The organism is Microcoleus sp. S13_C3 (genome assembly GCF_036700905.1).
Lineage (GTDB): Bacteria > Cyanobacteriota > Cyanobacteriia > Cyanobacteriales > Microcoleaceae > Microcoleus.
Map to the genome: position 1 here is coordinate 1 of NZ_JAUBPT010000147.1, position 20529 is coordinate 20529.

15 protein-coding genes and 1 pseudogene are annotated in these 20529 nt (G+C 45.0%); 11 read left to right on the top strand and 5 right to left on the bottom strand.

What is annotated here, in order from left to right; genetic code table 11:
• From QUA16_RS28835 to QUA16_RS28865, 7 genes are all read left to right on the top strand, one after another.
• A partial coding sequence (locus QUA16_RS28835) for a hypothetical protein (protein WP_333181526.1) occupies nt 1-230 on the top strand: 230 nt, incomplete at its 5' end.
• A gap of 174 nt (nt 231-404) precedes the next feature.
• Nucleotides 405-1547, top strand: a complete 1143-nt coding sequence (hrcA, locus tag QUA16_RS28840; protein ID WP_445252185.1) for a heat-inducible transcriptional repressor HrcA — start codon at nt 405-407, stop codon at nt 1545-1547.
• Nucleotides 1548-2496: 949 nt separating this feature from the next.
• A complete protein-coding gene (gene metG / locus QUA16_RS28845; protein ID WP_333107622.1) occupies nt 2497-4089 on the top strand; it encodes a methionine--tRNA ligase in 1593 nt (530 codons plus the stop codon).
• 105 nt (nt 4090-4194) lie between these two features.
• A complete protein-coding gene (locus tag QUA16_RS28850; protein WP_006631885.1) occupies nt 4195-4800 on the top strand; it encodes a LabA-like NYN domain-containing protein in 606 nt (201 codons plus the stop codon).
• A gap of 176 nt (nt 4801-4976) precedes the next feature.
• Nucleotides 4977-6173 carry an LPS export ABC transporter periplasmic protein LptC gene (lptC, locus tag QUA16_RS28855; protein WP_333107620.1) on the top strand — a complete coding sequence of 399 codons (1197 nt, stop codon included), beginning with the start codon at nt 4977-4979 and terminating at the stop codon, nt 6171-6173.
• A 129-nt stretch (nt 6174-6302) separates the two neighbouring features.
• Nucleotides 6303-9098, top strand: coding sequence for an ATP-binding protein (locus QUA16_RS28860; protein ID WP_333107618.1), 2796 nt, complete (start codon nt 6303-6305; stop codon nt 9096-9098).
• 4 nt (nt 9099-9102) lie between these two features.
• A complete protein-coding gene (locus QUA16_RS28865; RefSeq protein WP_333107617.1) occupies nt 9103-11007 on the top strand; it encodes an EAL domain-containing protein in 1905 nt (634 codons plus the stop codon).
• A gap of 42 nt (nt 11008-11049) precedes the next feature.
• On the opposite strand, the gene QUA16_RS28870 is transcribed toward QUA16_RS28865, so the two are convergent.
• The 4 genes from QUA16_RS28870 to ffh form a co-directional block, all read right to left on the bottom strand.
• Nucleotides 11050-12351, bottom strand: a complete 1302-nt coding sequence (locus QUA16_RS28870) for a transposase (RefSeq protein ID WP_333107616.1) — start codon at nt 12349-12351, stop codon at nt 11050-11052.
• Between the two features lie 280 nt (nt 12352-12631).
• Nucleotides 12632-13906 (bottom strand): RNA-guided endonuclease IscB, encoded by a 1275-nt coding sequence (iscB, locus tag QUA16_RS28875; protein ID WP_333107615.1) that lies wholly within the window; start codon nt 13904-13906, stop codon nt 12632-12634.
• A 360-nt stretch (nt 13907-14266) separates the two neighbouring features.
• Nucleotides 14267-14875, bottom strand: coding sequence for a Uma2 family endonuclease (locus QUA16_RS28880; protein WP_333107614.1), 609 nt, complete (start codon nt 14873-14875; stop codon nt 14267-14269).
• Between the two features lie 173 nt (nt 14876-15048).
• Complete coding sequence (ffh, locus tag QUA16_RS28885; protein WP_333107613.1) at nt 15049-16497, bottom strand: signal recognition particle protein; 1449 nt, start codon at nt 16495-16497, stop codon at nt 15049-15051.
• Between the two features lie 307 nt (nt 16498-16804).
• Here ffh and QUA16_RS28890 point away from each other — a divergent pair.
• A pseudogene (locus QUA16_RS28890) lies at nt 16805-17030 on the top strand (type II toxin-antitoxin system HicA family toxin).
• A complete protein-coding gene (locus QUA16_RS28895) occupies nt 17027-17254 on the top strand; it encodes a type II toxin-antitoxin system HicB family antitoxin (RefSeq protein ID WP_190739090.1) in 228 nt (75 codons plus the stop codon). The pseudogene QUA16_RS28890 and the gene QUA16_RS28895 overlap by 4 nt, the downstream one beginning before the upstream one ends.
• 92 nt (nt 17255-17346) lie before the next feature.
• On the opposite strand, the gene QUA16_RS28900 is transcribed toward QUA16_RS28895, so the two are convergent.
• Nucleotides 17347-18765, bottom strand: coding sequence for an NB-ARC domain-containing protein (locus QUA16_RS28900; protein ID WP_333107612.1), 1419 nt, complete (start codon nt 18763-18765; stop codon nt 17347-17349).
• 154 nt (nt 18766-18919) lie between these two features.
• Between QUA16_RS28900 and QUA16_RS28905 the strand changes: the two genes are divergently transcribed.
• Nucleotides 18920-19453 carry a hypothetical protein gene (locus QUA16_RS28905; protein ID WP_333107611.1) on the top strand — a complete coding sequence of 178 codons (534 nt, stop codon included), beginning with the start codon at nt 18920-18922 and terminating at the stop codon, nt 19451-19453.
• Nucleotides 19454-19456: 3 nt separating this feature from the next.
• The gene (locus QUA16_RS28910) at nt 19457-20236 is read left to right on the top strand and encodes a Tat pathway signal protein (protein WP_333107610.1); all 780 of its coding nucleotides are present in this window, start codon (nt 19457-19459) and stop codon (nt 20234-20236) included.
• Nucleotides 20237-20529 lie beyond the last annotated feature (293 nt).

Genomic DNA, 20529 nt, shown 5'->3' on the forward strand with positions numbered 1-20529 from the left:
CATGGGGCATGGGGCATGGGGCATGGGGCATGGGGCATGGGGCATGGGGCATGGGGCATGGGGCATGGGGCATGGGGCATGGGGCATGGGGCATGGGGCATGGGGCATGGGGCATGGGGCATGGGGGCATCGGCCCGCGCAGGGCATTGGGCATGGGGGCATCGGCCCGCGCAGGGCATGGGGCATGGGGCATGGGGCATGGGGCATTAGAACTTACCAATAACCCATAACCAATAACCAATAGCCAATAGCCAATAACCAATAACTAATAACGAATAACAACTGACTTCTTCCTTAACCTAAAATCTGTTATCTTAAATAAATAAGCCTGCCCGATCGCCCTTTTGGGACAGACGTTTCGATTAATATAGTGGCTTTCAACTCTAAATTCTAATTCTGCTTAAATATCTGTGCGCGTTAACCTCACCGATCGGCAACAACACATCCTTTGGGCAACGGTTCGCCACTACATAGCTACAGCGGAACCCGTTGGCTCAAAAGCTTTGGCTGACGAATTCAACCTCAGCGTCAGCCCAGCTACAATTCGCAATGCGATGGGGACTCTTGAAAAAGCTGGACTGCTTTATCAGCCCCACACTTCGGCAGGACGAGTCCCCTCTGACTCCGGCTACCGAATTTATGTAGACCAGTTGATTCAGCCCTCTGATACGCTCGCCCGCAAGGTGGAGCAGGTACTAGACCAGCTCAATTGGTCGGATGGTCGCATGGACGCGGCACTCCGTGGCGCTGCTCAAATCCTAGCAACTATCAGCGGTTACATAGCAATGATCACCATACCGCAAACCAATATGGCTTGCTTGCGCCACTTGCAACTGGTGCAGCTAGAGCCGGGAAAGGTGATGCTGATCGTGGTAACGGATGCCTACGAAACTCAGTCGGTTTTGGTGCAGTTGCCTTCAGACGCAGAAGGTAACAGGCCTGATGCCGAAATTGTCGATCGCCAATTGCAGATTTTGTCGAATTTTTTGAACAGCAAGTTGCGGGGACGATCGCTCTCGGAACTCTCGGCGGTAGACTGGAGCGAGTTAGACCGGGACTTTGAGCTGTACGCTGAGTGGATGGAAACCATGCTGACTGCTTTGAGCAGCCGCCAAAGCAATCCAACCTACACGCGGATTCTGATCGGCGGTTTAGCAGAAGCGCTGCGCTTGCCTGAGTTTTCGCAGTTGCAGCAAGTTCAAACCCTGGTGCAACTGCTCGAACAAGAGCAGGAACTGCTTTGGCCTTTGATTTTTGAATCGCCTGAGTTAGACATCCCCGGAAAGCGGGTAACGGTGCGTATTGGTTCGGAAAATTCTTTAGAACCAATTCGTGGCTGTACTCTGATTTCTTCGACTTACCGCCGGGGATCAGTGCCGGTGGGTAGTGTTGGGGTTTTGGGGCCGACGCGGATGGTTTACGAAAATGCGATCGCGGTTGTGGAAGCTGCGGCCGATTATTTGTCAGAAGCTATTGGCGGAAATCGAGTTAGTTTTCCTGATGGCGATCGAGGGCGATCGGATCATCCCTCGTTAGATGCCCCCTAATTTGATAGCCCGAAGCTTAACTGGCTTGGGGTTTTATTGTCGGTGAACGCACTAGCAACCTTTATCAACCGGGTTGTGTGACAAAAAACCTAGGCTTTTAAGCTGTTGTGCATTTAAATTGAATGTCAAAAAATAATCTAAGCTTTGTGGGGAGTGGGGGTTGGGCCTAAGATCCCGCCCTCAATATGCAATTTAAATGCGTGACAGCTTATCCCACATTCCACACCCTGGGGTGTCATACAGCATAATTACGTAGAAAACTATATCTTTAAAGTAACAAATTATGCAGTTAAAAAGTTTTTTATCCGTTAATATACGGTATATTAGTATGATTTATAGTTTTATTGCTAGATCGCAATAAGTAAAAACCGATAGTGACAGTTGAGGGTGCGGAATGTGGGTTGGATACTCTTTTTGGGGTAAGAAACTAAAGCTTCGCGCTTGACCAGAGAGTTTCGTAAACAACCCGGTTTCTGCGTCCATGAGCGGCTCGGAAAGTGGCAGGAGTTAGGGGCGATCGACTTTCCAGCGATCGCGAGCAAGAGATGGCGATGGTGAGCGATCGGGCATTCACAGAAAGTAATCGCGGAGCGTTAGTCGAACGGCGGGTTTAGCAGCCCAAATGACGAGTTTTGTTGCCAACCGGGTGGGCTGCTAAACCCGCTCTAGGGATAGCGGCTACGACAAATGAATAGATGAGCCGCGTACCCCAGGCTCGTCGATTCCCAAGGCAGCAGAATGCCAAAATATTAAGACATTTTAGAGAGTTGGTCAAAAACAACTAAAAAAGATTAGTGTTGATATGAAAGCAATATTTCTTTTGGGAATAGCCCGGGTTAGACAATTGCAAATAACTTGCAGTGAATTTGGCTTGATTGCCACTCCATAAAAAATTTAACCGCTGAGTTAAGATCGAAACGAAATTTAGGGAATTTTCTTTTAGCATTCAATGAAATCGACCGATAAAACTAAAAATACCTTTGCGATAACAACGCCTCTGTATTATGTAAACGATTTACCTCACGTTGGCAGCGCTTATACGACTATGGCTGCGGATGCCCTAGCCCGATTTGAGCGGCTGCGGGGCAAATCTGTTTTGCTGGTTACGGGGACGGACGAACACGGGCAGAAAATTCAGCGGACAGCCGAGAGTTTGGGACGATCGCCCCAAGCTCACTGCGATTCAGTAGTTCCGGCGTTTGAGGCGCTGTGGGAGCAACTCTCTATCCAGTACGATCGCTTCATCCGCACAACTTCGCGGCGCCACGAGTACATTGTCAAAGAATTTTTCCAGCGCGTCTGGAACTCCGGCGACATCTACTTGAACCAGCAACAAGGTTGGTACTGCGTCTCCTGTGAAGAATTTAAGGATGAACGGGAATTGTTGCCAGGAAATCGGTGCTCCGTCCACACCAGCAAGGAAGTTGAGTGGCGCGACGAGGAAAATTACTTTTTCCGTCTGTCGCGGTATCAAGACCAACTGCTGGCCTTGTACGCAGAACGTCCCGACTTCATCGCGCCGGAAAGCCGACGCAACGAAGTGCTCAGTTTCGTCAACTCTGGACTGCAAGACTTTTCGATTTCTAGAGTGAATCTCGAATGGGGTCTGCCAATGCCAGTTGACCCCAGTCACAGCATCTACGTCTGGTTTGACGCTTTGCTGGGATACGTCACGGCCTTGCTAGATCCGGACAGCGACCCGATTTTGGAGAATGCTTTATCTAAATGGTGGCCGATTGACCTGCACTTGATCGGCAAAGATATTCTTCGCTTCCACGCAGTTTACTGGCCGGCAATGCTGATGTCAGCAAATCTGCCGGTGCCTGGTCGCGTCTTCGCACACGGGTTTTTGACCAAAGACGGCAAAAAAATGGGCAAAACGGAGGGTAATACTTTAAACCCTGTCGAATTGGTCAACAAATACGGCGCTGATGCAGTACGTTACTATTTCCTCAAAGAAATTGAGTTCGGAGAGGACGGTGATTTTAACGAAACTCGGTTTATCAATATATTGAATGCTGAGCTAGCAAATGATTTGGGAAATTTGCTTAACCGCACGTTAAACATGGCTCGCAAATATTGCGGTGGCTGCGTACCAAATGTGTTGGGAGAAAACATTGAGGGCGACAACCTTCTCAAGGCTATGAGCCTGGATTTGGGCGATCGAGTAGCGGGTTTTTACGAAGAGTTGGCTTTTAGCAAGGCTTGCGAAGCCGTGCTTGCATTAGTGCGAGCCGGGAACAAGTTTATTGACGTGCAAGCACCTTGGAGTTTGTACAAGCAGGGACAGATCGAAAGTGTCGAACAGGTGCTATATTCTGTTCTGGAATCTGTTAGACTAGCATCTTACCTTTTGTCGCCGATTATTCCCAATATCAGCAACGCTATCTATCAACAGCTAGGTTTTTCAATTGACTTTAACGATCGAGTTACAGTTAACAGTTTAGCGAATTTTGCAGCTCATGCTGCCTGGGGCGCTTTGCCTGCAAACCAAACTCTGGGGGAACCCCAACCTGTTTTTAAGCGGATCGAACTGCTGTAAACAGTACCTTCATAGTTGGCAGCCAGCGCTCTGGGTGTTATGACGGACTACGAATTAGCAGTTATTTCCTTACCAATCTTTCATAAAAATTGAGGCATAACAATCATGTTGAATAGAATAGAAAGCAACGACCTTTTTACGCCGGAACAGGTTCTAGAAAATCGGGGTAGAGTGGCAATTTTTATTGACGGTTCTAACCTTTTTTACGCGGCTTTGCAGTTAGGAATTGAGATTGATTACACTAAGCTGCTGTGCCGTTTAACTGCGGGTTCGCGGCTGCTGCGCTCTTTCTTCTACACGGGTGTCGATCGCACTAACGAGAAACAGCAGGGGTTTTTGCTGTGGATGCGCCGCAATGGCTACCGCGTGATTTCTAAGGATTTGGTACAGTTGCCAGATGGTTCTAAGAAGGCGAATTTGGATGTAGAAATCGCTGTGGATATGATGGCTTTAGTGGGGTCTTACGACACGGCGGTTTTGGTCAGCGGTGACGGCGATTTGGCTTATGCTGTAGACGCTGTGAGCTATCGCGGTGTGCGGGTTGAGGTGGTGAGTTTGCGATCGATGACGAGCGACAGTTTGATTAATGTAGCCGATCGCTATATCGATTTGGAAATGATTAAGGACGACATCCAAAAAACATCGCGCCCTAATTATGCTTACCGCCCTTTGTCAGGTCTGAGCTTGATGGAGGAACACGACGACAGATAGGGGTTGGGTAATGGGTAATGGGTAACGGGTAATGGGTGAGGGTTAATGGGTTGAATCATTGAGAATTAAAAGTTAAAAATTTAGACCAAACATGACACATTTTTAATTTTTGATTAAGTGTTTTTCAAGAGCCAATTATTAATTACCAATTACCAATTACCAATTACCAATTACCAATGATTAATCTCAAATCCCGAATTCCCAATTTCAAGTCCCCAAAATTGATGCTGCTATTTTTATCAGCACTGATTTTGGGGATTGGTGCTTGTGCGGTTCCGCAAGAGGCTCCAAAGAACAAATTAGCGGAGGATCTAAAAACTGCTCAACAGTCAAACAGCACCTTAACTTTAAACAAAGTAACCCTAGAACAAGCAAACGAAAAGGGCGAGACGTTCTGGAAAGTAAACTCCACAAATGCCGTTTATAGCAAAGACAAAAAGATAGTTAACGTTCAGAAACCAGTGGGCAAATTGTTTCAGGACGGCAAAGAAATTTACGACATTCAGGGAGAAACGGGGCAGGTATTTCAGGAAGGAAATCAGGTTTTTCTCAAAGGTAACATCGTTGCTAAAGACCTGAAAAATGGAGTGGTATTGCGGGGAAATGAATTGGAGTGGCGGCCGAAGGAAGATGTTTTAGTTGTCCGCAATAATTTGACCGGAGAGAACAAACAGGTGACGGCTTCAGCGAAGGAAGCGCGGGTTTTCAGTAGGGCTAAGAGGATGGAGTTATTCGGTTCTGTGGTGGCGAATGTTAAAGATCCGGCTTTGCAATTGCGAACCGAGCACTTAGTGTGGTTTGTGGAACAACAAAAGGTAAACAGCGACAAACCGACTCAAATTGACAGATACAAAGATAAAACAGTAACAGACAGCGGTTTTGCCGACCAAATAGATGTAGACTTAAAAACCAAGATTGCGACGCTGACAAAAAACGCTCAGTTGATGCCATCAGACCCGCCGCTGCAAATAGAAAGCAGTTTGATGAGTTGGAATTTTCCGGCGCAATCTGTGATATCGCCCGGGCCTGTGAAGGTTTTTCACCGCGTGGAAAAGGTGACGATGACTGGGGATACGGGGCGGGGAGATTTAGAGAAAAAAGTTTTTTATTTGACGGGAAATGTGGTAGGAATTGGGGAAAAACGTCAAGCTCAATTAAATACCGATCGCGTAACGTGGTATTTAACTAACCAGACTTTTGATGCGGAAGGAAATGTGGTATATCGGCAGCTAAATCCGGTGTTTAATTTGACTGGGCCGAGGGCGGCGGGAGAGTTGAAAAATCAAACTGTGATTGTCAAAGGCGACGGTGGCGGCGGCCAAGTGGTTACGGAATTTGTACCGGATGAGTACAAGGGAACTTTGGGACAGTAGATGGGATTGCGATCGCAGATGTTGGCAGATGAACGCTGATGAACGCAGATATAATTAAGATTTGATGGAGTAAGGAGGGGTGAGCGACTGTTGTTATTGAAATAATCCAAATACTAAAATGACTCCGCCATGACACTAATCGCAAGTGAGGACGAAGTTGCAAAAAGCCCTCAAAAAATCCCGCTGCGCCTCGTCTTAGTCGTACCCTTCGTCCTGCAAATCTTTGCCGCTGTGGGGCTGACAGGTTGGCTCTCGCTACGCAACGGCAAAACTGCAGTCAACAACGTTACTACCCAATTACGAACGGAGGTAGTCGCCCGCATCAATCAACAATTAAACACTTACTTGGAAACGCCCCATTTGGTCAATGCCATCAGCGTCGATGCCATTGGCCGCTTTGGATTATGGAATCCAGACAATATGAGTTCTATGAGAAGCTACTTCTACTGGCAGCTCAAGCAATTTTCCACTGTTAGTTACATCAGTTTTGGAGGGGAAAAAAAAGAATACGCGGGTGCTGGATATAAGGATGATGGCAGTGTGGTTATTGAAATAACCGATCGCTCTACTAATTTTCTCAATACGATCGTCAAGGTAGATAGAGAGGGCAACCCGACTCAGTTTAAGGAGACCCACCCAGACTACGATCCCCGCATTCGACCCTGGTATAAAGCCGCAAAAGTTGCCGGCAAACCCCAGTGGAATAAAATTTATCAATATTTTATTCAACCTAGCCTAGGAATCTCCGCTAGTCAGCCTGTTTACGATAAAAATGGCATTTTTAGAGGAGTTGTAAGTACCGATCTGTTTCTCTCAAAAATCGGCGACTTTCTCCAAACTTTAAAAATTGGTAAATCGGGCAAGACTTTCATCATCGAACGCTCTGGCTTGCTAGTGGCTTCTTCCACCGCCGAGAAGCCATTTATCAAAAGCAAAAATCGCCAAAAAACGCAACGATTAAAAGCGATTGAGAGCAGCGTACCTTTGATCAAGGGTACAGCGCAACATTTAATAGAACGCTTTGGTAACTTTACCGAAATAGATAGCAACCAGCAACTAGAATTCATGCTAAATGGTCAGCGGGAATTCGTGCAAGTATCCCCATTCCAAGATGGTCGAGGCCTTAATTGGCTGATTGTTGTAGTCGTTCCAGAAGCCGACTTTATGGAGGAAATCAATGCCAATACCCGTAGCACTATCCTACTCTGCATTTTAGCGTTAGTGCTAGCGACGTTGTTAGGAATCCTCGCCTCCCGCTGGATTACCCATCCTATTTTTCTTTTGAGTAAAGCGAGTAGAGCGATCGCTAGCGGTCAATTAAACCAAAAAGTAGACGTAAATGGGATAAATGAACTGGGAGTTCTCGCTCAATCTTTTAACCAAATGGCACAGCAATTGCGCGAGTCTTTTGCTGCTTTAGAAAAGACCAACTCAGAGTTAGAAAATCGAGTAGAAGAACGAACAAGTGAGCTAAAAGAGGCAAAAATTGCCGCTGATACTGCTAACCATGCCAAGAGCGAATTTCTCGCCAACATGAGCCATGAACTTCGCACACCCCTGAACGGAATTCTAGGATACTCTCAAATTATGGAGCGCGATCAAACTACCACTCCTAAACAAAAAGATGCTATCCACATTATTCACCAGTGTGGTTCGCACTTACTCACGCTGATTAACGATATTTTAGACATTTCTAAAATTGAAGCCAGTAAAATGGAACTTGACAGCTCAAGTTTTAATTTTTCTTCCTTTTTGATCGGGGTTGTGGAAATGTGCCGCATCCGAGCTGAACAAAAAGAAATTACATTTAGTTATCAAGTATTAAATCAACTTCCTAACGCTGTAAATGCTGATGAAAAACGACTGCGCCAAGTTTTGATTAACCTTTTGGGCAATGCTATTAAATTTACAGAAAAAGGAGGTGTTATTTTTAAGGTAGGCGTAATAGGTACGGGGGAAGACTCTGACCAATCACAACTTACTAAAATTCGTTTCCATATCCAAGATACGGGGATTGGAATGGCACCCGAACAGTTAGAAAAAATATTTTTACCGTTTGAACAAGTCGGAAATAGCCAGCAGAAGGCAGAAGGCACTGGGTTGGGATTAGCGATCGCACAGAAAATTGTTCAACTGATGGGAGGCGAAATAAAAGTCGAAAGTATACTCGGTCAAGGCAGCATTTTTTCCTTTGAGTTAGAGTTGACTAAATCATCGGAATTGATCGATCAACATTCGCTAAATAGTTCAATTAATTTAACGGGTTTTAAAGGAAATAAAAATAAGATTTTGTTAGTAGACGATAGATTAGAAAATAGAGGTTTTATTAGAAATTTTTTAGAACCACTAGGTTTTAAAATCATGGAAGCTTGTAATGGACAAGAGGGTTTAAATAAAGCCATTGATTTTCAACCAGATATGATTATCACAGACTTAGTGATGCCAGTAATGGATGGATTTGAAATGTCGCGGCGCTTCCGAAAGTCATCAGACTTTAAGGATGTAATATTGATAGCATCCAGCGCCAGCGTGTTTAACTTCGATCGGCAAAATAGTCACGAAGCAGGTTGTAACGAGTTCCTAGCAAAGCCGATCCAAGTAGAAGAATTGCTAGAACTATTAAAAAATTATTTGCAAATAGAATGGATTTACGACCAACCTGCTGATTTAGAGAACGAACAGCGGGAAGGTTTCACTAATTTATTAAATATTCAGAGTGGTGAGCTGGTGATACCGCCATCAACAGAGCTTTTAGCCCTCTTTAATGCGGCTCGAATTGGCGATATCGAAGTGGTTGAGCAGGAAGCCAATAGGCTAAAGCAAATAGACGGCAACTATCACACCTTTGCTAATAAAATCTTGGAATTTGCCAAGAATTTTGAAGAAAAAGAACTACTAGCTTTTGTAAAAAAATATTTGGGGTAATAAAATGGTTAACCAAAAAGACAATGTAATTTTAATTGTTGACGATAACCCGAATAACCTCAAACTTCTGTTCGATTTTTTGAAGGAGTCAGGCTTCAAGGTTTTAGTAGCTAAGGATGGGGAAAGTGCTATTGAGAAGTTACAAGAAGTTTCGCCAAATATCATATTGTTAGATGTGATGATGCCGGGGATGGATGGCTTTGAAACCTGCTACCGCTTAAAAGCATCGGTGGCAACGAAAGATATCCCTGTGATTTTTATGACAGCTCTTACCGATCGCGTGGATAAGGTTAAAGGTCTGTCAATGGGAGCAGTAGATTATATCACCAAACCCTTTCAGCAAGAGGAAGTCCTCGCTCGCGTGCAACTACACCTGAGACTGCGAAATTTGACCAAGACGATGGAAGAGCAAAATGTGCTTCTCAAAGAGGAAATTGAAGCGCGAAAAGAGGCGGAAGCGGCCTTGGGGAAACTCACTTCTGAGTTAGAGGAACGGGTGGCTTCTCAAACTGCTGAACTTAGACAAGCCTGCAACGAGCTTCAACAGGCTCAAGTTCAGTTGTTGGAAAGAGAAGAAAAATTAGGACATTATGCTTTTCACGACGCGCTAACGGAGTTGCCTAACCGCGCTTGGTTTATGAATCGGCTGCAACAGGCGATCGACTTGTCGTACAGACGTGAAGATTATCTATATGGGGTGCTATTTATTGACCTAGATCGCTTTAAAGTAGTGAATGATAGCCTCGGACATTTGGTTGGGGATCAATTACTCAAAAGCGTTGCTCGTCAACTGCAAGTTTGTTTACGCCATACAGATGCAGTGGCGCGGTTTGGAGGAGATGAATTTGTGATATTGCTGGAAGATATTAAAGATATTGATGAACCAAACCGGGTGGCTGAACGCATCCAAAATCAATTAAGGCAGCCGTTTAATTTGAATGATTATGAAGTATTTACCGAGATCAGCATTGGCATTATCGTTAGCACAATGGGTTACGATCGCCCAGAAGACGTACTCAGAGATGCGGATATCGCAATGTATTATGCTAAAGCTCAAGGTAGAGGGCGTTACGAAACTTTCGATCCAGCTATGCAAACTGTTGCGATGACGCGGTTGCAGTTGGAGAACGACTTGAGAAGGGCGATCGCGCTACAAGAATTTTGCGTTCACTACCAGCCAATTGTCTCGCTTTCTACCGGGCAACTGAGTGGCTTTGAAGCTTTGGTGCGCTGGCATCACCCATCTGGCAGAGTCTACCCGCCTGCTGAGTTTATCCCTGTGGCTGAAGAAACTGGTTTGATCAATGAACTGGGGTGGTTTGTTTTGCAGGAAGCTTGTCAGCAGATCAATATTTGGCAGCAACAGTTTCCCCACACACCTCCCTTGGCGATTAATGTCAATCTTTCCCCCGTGCAGCTAAAGCAAGCAAACCTACTCAATCGAATTGAGGAGATTTTGCAGCAGACTGGCTTTCCCAGCTACCGTCTCAAACTAGAGATTACTGAAAGCTGCATTTTGGAAACAGTATCCAGGGAAGAAAAGATGTTGAAGCAGCTAAAAGCTCTAGGCCTTATGTTGTGTATCGACGACTTTGGCACGGGCTACTCTTCTTTAAGCCGCTTACACGAGTTTCCCATTGATACCTTAAAGATTGACCGCTCTTTTGTGAGCCGCATTGGGTTAGACAACAGTGGCGTAGAAATTATCCAGACAATTGTAACGCTAGCTCGCAGCCGAGGTATGGATATTGTGGCAGAAGGCATAGAAACGCCAGCACAGCTACAGAAACTGCGAGAGTTGGGGTGTGAGTTGGGGCAAGGATATTTATTTTCTAAGCCTGTAGACAGCTTCAAGGCCACCGAATTATTAGGCTTAAAAGTAGGGCTAGCAAGCTTGCCTGACATCTAGTTTGCCTCGTTGACACTCCCCGGTCTAAAGACACGGGGATTCTTAAGGAGAAACTTTGGGGGATGAATCCGCCCAAAGTTTGATTCTTAAAGGGTTAGTCAGCAACCCCCTACCCACTCGCTCAATAATTGAAATTGAGTCTATGGCTACTTTTGATTTTCGGATGATATTTGCCGCGCCATTAACATCTGCATTGATTAACAACCCAGTGCTAGAACGGTAAAGACCTCGTTTAATTCTTTTGCCTGATGGTTGCCAATTGTCGGGTTTTTCACCAACTTTCACTGGCAACAAATCTCGATCTAAAAAGCTGGCTTTTGATGTGTAGGATTCGTCTTGCTCTACAAATCGCCAACCCCTTAAGTCACACTCTTGCATGAGCCTATCTTTAACTTTAGCTGTCGGTATTTGGACAAAGTTCTGGTTAGTCTTACCTCCCATATTGACTTCTTGTTTCTGTCCTTTATTCCAACCAAAGACTAGGACGTTAATTTGGTGATCTTCACAATAATCTATGATGGTTCTAACTGCTTTATTGACGGCATCTCTCATCCTTCTGGCGCGAGTTTCTGACAACTGTTGCAGTCTATGAGATGAAAAACCTTTAGGTAGCTTACATTGATCATGTACTGATTGTACCCGTGCTTTTTCCTTGTTAAACCATTGGTTCCAAGACTTCAATTTGTGACCCTCAATAATAAATGGCTTGCCATTACTATAAGTGCAAGTTAACCAGTTATTGATGCCATGATCAATACCTAAAATTCCCGTTACTTCCAAGCTACAGCTAGGGGCTTGTTTGGTTAGACTTTCGTGTACAAATTCGACCCAAACCTTGCCATTTCTAGGGATTAGTCGAAGTTCTTTAATCTGGCAATCTTTCAAGCGTTCCGGTAAAGTCACCCAGAGAGCATCTGTCCCAAAGTGTTCTTTCCCTTTAGTTCCCAGAGGTAATCTCACCCGATTACCGACTACTTTCAAGGCTTGCCCAGGGTATGAAACTTGGTACATTGCTCCCTTGGTTCTGTACTTGGGCAATCTCGGTTTTTGATTAAGTTCTCCTTTCTTGGCTAACCTTTCTAAGGCTCGGAAAGAGCTAAAGGATTCAGCAACAGATTTGAGGGATTGTTGAGCCACTTGCGAGTAAAGTAAACCGTAATTCTCGTTGGGTTTGGCAATTTTGTACAGGTCTGGGTATTTAATTGCGCCTTGGTCTTTGAAGTACCGTTGCCGACTTTCGTAAGTGCCGACATTAAACAGATTGTTTGACCATCTTAAGATTTGCTCGACAATGGTTTTGTCAAGTCCCTTTAAATGCCAAACATCTTTTTGCACTGCATACATTAATTTCAACCTCCTTTGATTAATTGTACTATATTTAGAAATATCTAACTGGGAGACTAAAGTCTCCCTCGCCCTTTCATCCCTGGACTAAAGTCGCAGGGTTTTCAGGGTATTTCTTATAAAATTTACCTCATGCCCGAACGTTGATTTTTAGGAATTCCTAACGGGTTCATGCTCAGTAACACAGAATTTCCGATATTTTGATTCACCAGAAAACGAGCGAGAAGCCCCTGGCTTTAGACATGGGGAGGAAAGCGGCTGCGACTTCAGTCGCCTTGAATTAAAATCCATAGGAATAGCCATCTTTTTTGTGAATAGATTTGCAATATTTATGACTAATTCCTGCTACTCTTCCCGTCGTTGTGGCGATGTCGAACGAACCGGATGCGCGGCAAAGAATTCGTCCCACATAGGTGCCGACCTTCTTGCCTGCTGTGACGGTAGCGCTGACCATATCGCCAGTTTGAAAACCGAAATGGATTTGCTTTCTCGACTTGTGACGAATTGGGAAGCCAAACTTATCTGTGCCGCACATTTGTCGAGTACCGTGTCCTGCTGCCTTAATTAGCAGCGGTTGAGAAGTCAGCACTTTTAATTCTTCGACTTTGCCTACACAAGCAGCATCTAACCAGTGAGTTTTAGCTAAATTTAATCGAGTGCGGTTGAACTTTGTTAGACCACCACTGCCTGTAGAAACAAGCAAGCCATTCATACGAAGTCGGTTAAATAACGCCCAGCGAGTTGAATTGACTGCTGCTGCGTCTTTTAAAGACCGCTTTGCTTGAGATAGAATTCGCTTCAAAATCTCTGGCTTTTTGGAGATGAATTGCTCAATATCTTGAGTTCCCTTCCGAGTATTACAATTTTCGCAAGCAAGGCAAAGATTAGAAATACGATTAGATCCGCCTTTGGCTTTGGGATGAATGTGTTCGACTTGTAGCGGTGTATCCGTAACTCCACAATACGCGCACTTCCTATCCCATTTATTCAACAAGTATTCGCGGATTTCGTAACCACATAAAACGCCTTGCTGGTACTCCAGTCCACTAATTTCTGGATTTTCTAGTCGTTGTAAGTCGAATCGCACAAGTTCTTGAGCAATAGAACTAATGGGAGCGACTTTCATTAATCTAGTTACCCATGTCAGGATTGTTTCGACACGATGTTGCAAGCTTGGAGCCAGCCATCCTTTAGGGCAAGTTCTATTTAGAAATCTAGCCTTTCGATAACGAGTATGGCGATTTCTCCTGCCTCTACGCAGTGAACGGCGAGACTCCAAACAGGCTTTAATTGATTGACCTCGGTGAGTTAGTTCTGCACCAAAGATTACGTTTTCTCCTTCGACTAATGCAATGCCCGTGGTTTTGGAGCCAGGATCTATTTTAAGAGTGATGGGTTGTTGGGATACCGTTACCTCTACTTTGAGAATTAGCGTGAATGGATACCTTTTGAAAACAGCAGCTTTGCCAGTGGTTAGCAATTTACGAGCCATTCCTGGGCGGATTGGATTGAGCGGTCGTTTTTGGGTATCAAGTACAAAAACGAAATTAGACATAAAGTCCTCCATTGCTGGGTAAAGTTCGCTTCGAGAATGTTTTATGAGCTTGTTGTGTCAAAAGCACTGGTTTAACCCCGTTAAGCCTGTTTAACTTTTGGCGATAGAGCGGAAAACTAGCGTCGCATTCTCCGGTATCATGACTCAAAAAACGGAGGTCTAATCCTGTCTCTGGTAAGGTTCGAGCTTTCTTCTTGAACCGCTCGGAACGAGCCGGACTTCCCAAAAGCCCCCGCTTTTAAGCGTGGGGTTCCTTACTATTGTCTCGGACGATCGACTTCGAGTCGCACTCTTGCAGTGTATGCTGCCCGTTGGGGGGTGCGGAATCTGGGATTGGGCGGATTTGGCATCAAAAGCTCTCTAACGCCACACTCGCCTTAAATTCAACACAAATCCTGGCAATACATCTTCCCCGGATAACTCGGTTGGATTAATTAATATTTCTACTTCTGTCTGTTGTCTGTAAATCTCTACCCGTTGGTTTTGCGGGTCAATTAACCAGCCCAATCTCGCACCATTGTCAATATATTCTCGCATCTTGGTTTGGAGGGTGGAGAGACTGTCAGATGCCGAGCGCAATTCTACCACAAAGTCGGGACACAGGGGAACGAAGCCTTTACGTTCTTTTGCAGTTAATGCTTCCCAGCGAGTTCTACTCACCCAAGAAGCATCGGGAGAACGGCGAGCACCATTGGGGAGGATGAATCCAGTAGAAGAGTCAAAGCCTTCTCCTAAATCTTCGTTTGCTTCGCACCAGCGATCAACTTGCCCGCTGATACTGAGGTTGCGGCTTCCTGATTCTCCTCCTGTGGGTGGATTCACTATTAATTCTCCTTGTGATGTTCTTTCTAATCTCAAGTCGGGATTTGCCAATGCTAAAGCCTCGAATTGTTCGCAACTTACCAGCAGGGCGATCGCATTTGGCAATTCTATAGAGATGGTTTCTGGTTGAGTAATTGTTTGTACCATATTCAATTCCAGGGTTTTTTAGGTAGAAACTGGCAACAAGAAAAGAGTTAAAAACGGTATTGTGTATGGTGCGTCGCTGTGTGATTTTCAAGCTGATTAGCAGATTGTCGGTGGCGACGCACCCTACGGTATCTACAGGTTTTTGACGGAGGGTGCAATCTGTCAGATATTTTCTACAACTGTCCGAAACCTTTTTTAGGCTTATCTTTTTTCTTTTTCTTCTTCTGCTGGGCACCCATATAGCCACGGGAACCGGGCTGCATTCCGGGGCCGCCCATTCCCGGCATTCCGGGCATTCCGGGCAATCCTCCCATTCCTGTAAAGTTGCCTTGACTCATTTGCTGCATCATTGTACGCATTTTCTGGAAATCGCTCACCAGCTTTGTTACGTCGTTTTCTGCGTAGCCTGCGCCTTTGCCGATGCGGCGGCGGCGGGATGGAGAACTGGCTAAAAGTTCGGGGTTGCGGCGTTCTTCAACTGTCATCGAATTAATCATGGCTTCGGTGCGTTTTAGCTGCACTTCTCCCTGCCGCATTTGTTCGTCTGAGAGTTTGTTCATCCCCGGAATCATTTTCATGATGCCGCCGAGGGAACCCATATTTTTTAACAGTCTGGTTTGCTTGAGAAAGTCGGTAAAGTCAAACTTTGCCGTGAGCATTTTCTCTTGCATTTTTTCGGCGTCGGCGATGTCGAATTCTTCTTGCGCTTTTTCTACTAGCGTCAAGACATCGCCCATGCCGAGTATTCTCGATGCCATGCGATCGGGATAAAATGGTTGCAATGCTTCCACTTTTTCGCCGACGCCAACAAATTTAATCGGCGCGCCGGATATTTGCCGCACGGATAAAGCTGCACCGCCGCGGCTGTCGCCGTCTAATTTGGTTAAGATTGCGCCGGTAATGCCGATTTGTTCGTGAAAGGTGCGGGTTAAATTTGCTGCTTCTTGGCCGGTCATGGCATCAACAACTAACAGCGTTTCGTGGGGTTGTACTGTTTGTTTGATGCGGCCCAATTCTGCCATCATGTCTTGGTCGATTTGCAGGCGGCCTGCTGTATCGACGATGATGGTATCAATGCCGATTTGTTTGCCGTGTTCGATGCCTTGGCGGGCAATTTCTACCGGGTCAATGTCTTTGCCTAATTCAAATACGGGTACGTCGATTTGTTTGCCGAGGGTCAGCAATTGGTCGATCGCGGCTGGTCGATAAATGTCGGTTGCGACTAGCAGTGCGGTACGATTTTGTTTGCGGAGGTGCAGCGCTAGTTTGGCGGTAGCTGTGGTTTTCCCGGTTCCTTGCAAACCTGCCATCAGGATCACTGTGGGCCCGGATTCGGCGGTGGCGAGGGGTACGTTGGTTTCCCCCATGACGCGCACGAGTTCGTCGTGGACGATTTTGATGAATTGTTGGTCGGGACGGACGCCTGAAACGACTTCTGCGCCTTGTGCTTTTGCCGCTACCTCTGAGATGAAGTTTTTGACGACTTGGAGGTTGACATCGGCTTCCAGGAGGGCGCGGCGGACTTCTTTGAGCGCGTCTTGGATGTTGGACTCGGAGATTTTATTTTGTCCGCGCAGTTTTTTCCAGGTGGATTCGAGTCGATCGGCAAGGGCTTCAAACATAGGGCATTGTTGGCTAGTCAGTCTTTTTAATTTTAAGGCTAAATGGGGATGTTTGGATTAATGTTTTGCTAATTTTTCAATAATCCTTTCAGGGCGGGCTAGAAGCCCACCCCACAAGCAAATTATTCATGTGTTGTGGAACAGGCATCTTGCCTGTTCCTAAAACTGCTATAAGATGTGACTTTTTACGCGGATTGATGCTGAAACTACTTCAAATTCATGTAGTAGGGTACGTTTTGACAAACCCTACTTTCTGAAATATGATTAAACTATTTCCGTCACCTTGCCACAATTTTAATGTCTGCTTATGCCCAAAAAGATTCGAGAACTCAAAACCCTGCTGCTAAAAGCTGGGTTTACTTATCGTTCGGCCAAAGGCAGCCATACAAGATGGGTTCATCCTTTACTACTATCATGAACCAATTACTATTGCTGGAAATGATGGCGATGATGCGAAACTGTATTTAGAGAGAGAAGTTAATCGAAAAATTGGAATATTGAAAGCAATTGAAGAAGAGGAACCTGAATCATGAAATTACCTTATATAATTGTTATTCAATGGTCGGATGAAGATAACTGCTACCTAGTTCACTTACCTGATTTTCCATCTCAGCAGTTCCACACTCATGGAGATACCTACGAAGAAGCTTTGCAGAATGCAGTAGAGGTATTAGAGCTTTTAGTTGAAGAATATCAGGTAGATGGTAAATCTCTCCCTGAACCTAAAACTCTAGTAGAAAACTTGCTGTTTGCTTGATTATTGATTTGAAGCGATCGCCCTTCCCAAAAAAACAGGCGATCGCTCTTTTATTTAGATGGGGATAGTTTTTATAATTGGATGTTTTGAAGTTATTTGATGTTGGTTTTTATGTATTCTGCGATCGCCGGTTGGAGTTGGAATAGGGTGCGATCGCCCTTTTGGACTTTTTCGATTAATAACCTCCGTCTCAAGGATTCGACGGCTTTGAGGAAGTCTGAAGGGGATAATTCCAGAAGGGCTGGCTTTTTGGAGATTTCGACTGCTTTGATTTGATTTGCCAACCAGGACATTACTTGTTTTTCGGAGTCTGACAAGCGCTGAAAATGTTTGTGCAATAAATATTCTAAGTCTCCTAAAACTAGGCTATCATAGGATAAAAATTCAGAAATATTGCCGCTAAACAAGTCGTGAATTGCAGCGGCTACGGTATTTAACCACAAGGGATTTCCTCGGTAAATGTCTATCAATTTTGACCAGTTTTCAGATTCAATTAAACCTTTTTCTGTGAATATTTCTCGCGCTGGTTCGCCTAAACCATTGAGTTGCAATGTTTGACAATTTTTCTGGTGACTTTCTAATGCTGCAATTTCCCTGGGTTTTTCCCAACTAATCAAAACGATGCAACTGTTGTGACATGATTCTGCTATTTGTTTGAAGAAAGTGCCATAGTTTTCATAGCCTGGTTTGTAGTTTCCTGCTAGTTGTTGGCTGCTAAAGATTGTTTGCACATCATCGAGGATGATGAGACAGCGGTGCGATCGCAAATATTGTAGGGGCAATCCCCCCGTGGTTGCCCTTTCTTCGGGGGCGGCGATCGCCCTTTCTTCGGGGGCGGGCACGGGGGCACCGCCCTTACAGAATTGAATTAAGTCGGTTTGGAGTGTTTGGAGGGGTGGCGCGTCGCGGAGGCTTCGCCAGATTATACAGTCAAATTCATATTCAATGTGTTGGATTAGTTGCAGGGCGATCGCACTTTTGCCACTTCCGCTTAATCCTAAGATGCTGATGAGACGGGTGCGGTTTTCCAAAATCCATTGTTTGAGGGTGGATAGTTCGGATGTGCGATCGAAAAAGGTCGAGATTTCTGGTGCTTCGTCTAAGTCGATGCGGGGCTGTTTTGCTGTTGGTTGGGGGTTTTGAGGTGTTTTGGGCGATCGCACTTTTTCACGACAAACGTTAAAGTTATTATTGACTGTGACATTCTCGCCCACTTTAATATTATCGCCAACTATAGCTAATTGATAATTATAAATTTTTTCCTTCTCTAATACAGTCCTAAAATTTGCTTTAGTAATATTTTTTCCTAATCCTTTAGAAAGTATTTTCCAAAGTTGCGATCCGACATTTCTGACATGACTTGGACTTGAGTAAACTTCTTGAGCAATTTGCGTGTAAGCTGTGTCTTGTAAAGTTCCCCGCAGAATAGCTTCTTGCACGTAATCTAAATGCTTTCCCGTCTTAGCAAAAATTAGCTCATCTGCCAGTGTCAAAACTTCGGCAATATCCATAGATTAGGGAGAAGCTGGAGTTTACGCGATTCATTATACCTGACATTTCGTACACTTGTGACATTTTTGATGTTGTCATCTATCTAAAGTCAGGACTTTTCCTACACAGCTCATCCTTTATATTAATTGATTAAGGTATTGGCAGGATATTTATATGAAGCGAGTTCGGTGGCTCAGCGGTTTGTTGTCGGCTGGGGTGTTGTCTTTTAGTTTAGCGACTGTTGGGGCACAAGTGGCACAGGCCCAGCGGCCCATTCCTTGGACTGACCTAAAATGCCAAGTTAAAGGTTGGCAGCGATCCATGTTCGAGGATATTGTGGTAAGTAGAGAAATATACACCAGTATGTTGCGGATTTTTCCTGGTACCAGTTTTACCTGCAAGCTTCCCGGTGGTCGTGCCTTTCTCGAATTACAATTTGCAATTCCTGATAAGGAAAGGAAAGCCCCAATAAAAGTAGATGTTTATGTAGATGGAAATCACCTTAAATCCCTCACAGGTGAAAAAGGTAAAGTACATACAATGTTAGTCGATGTCAGTAATGGCAAAAGTTTATCAATAGACGTAGATTGTGCTGCTGCGACAGATTGCCTTAGTGTGAGTAGTGGGCCTTTTAGTAGTATCTTAGATGGTTATAACTTCATTAAATTTCAAGTTGTACCGGGGGCAAGCTCTCCAGGGAGAAGATAAATTATGAGTCTTAGCCGCCGTCAATTTAATCGTATCACTATCTGGGGTGGAGCTTCTTTTGCTGCTTCCGCAACATCAGGCATCTTTTTCCCCAAACCTGCCGAAGCTTATTCCCTAGAATTTCCGATTAGTGCTTTATCAGCCGATCGCGTTTTCAATGGTATTCAAAAATATTGTGGAGCGCAAGCTATCCCTGGTGTTCTCTCACCAATCTTACAAGGCAAGACTAATGTTAGCAGTAAAATAGATGCAAGTGCCGCTAACGTTATTCGCACTGCAGACCAAGAATTTGTAGATCGAAATTTTACCACCAAAAGAACCGAATTAGCTTTAGCAGGGGAAGGTATTAAGGAAAATAGAACTATCAGTCGTTTATGGGGTAGGCAAAGACAGGATAACTTTGGGCCTAATGTTGGTTTTGGCTTCGTGGAAAAAGTTAACGATCAATATAGCGATGCCAAAATTTCTGGGCCGACAATGTGCGCTATTCATAACGCTCAAAAAGTCTTAGCCGACCAACGATTAACACCTCCAGAAATCGCAGCTTCGGTATTGCCAACTCGATCAAGAGTGAATGATTGGGGTACTTGGGGAGGGGATGCGGATGCGTCTGCTGGGAGGAATCCCGGTGCTGTTTTTGCTCAATACGGTACAGCGGCGGGGACGGTGACATCTCGCTACGATTTAGTTGAACCGGGGCCGAGAGGTTTTGGGCGGGTTGAGTATACTATTGAAGCGGAAAATCAGCCTCGGCGGGTGATTTTGGTGACGGTGAGGTTTTAGGGAGAAATCAGCATTACGAAAATCCTGTAGGGGCGGGTTCGCCAAGATTTCTAATTCACATCCAAGGTATTTATAAACCCGCCCCCACCCACGAATAGGGCCGGGGCGGGTTTATTTGGCCTGTTTGTTTGTGTCAAATATTGTTGGTAAACCCGCCCCTACCTTATGGATGGGGCGGGGCGGGTTTATTTTACCCCACACTCCGCACTTCAATAGCACTACATAGTATAGTACATTGCTAGGCCCGAATGAATAAGTAAAAATACTTAGGAAATTTGAGGTCAAAAAGTGAG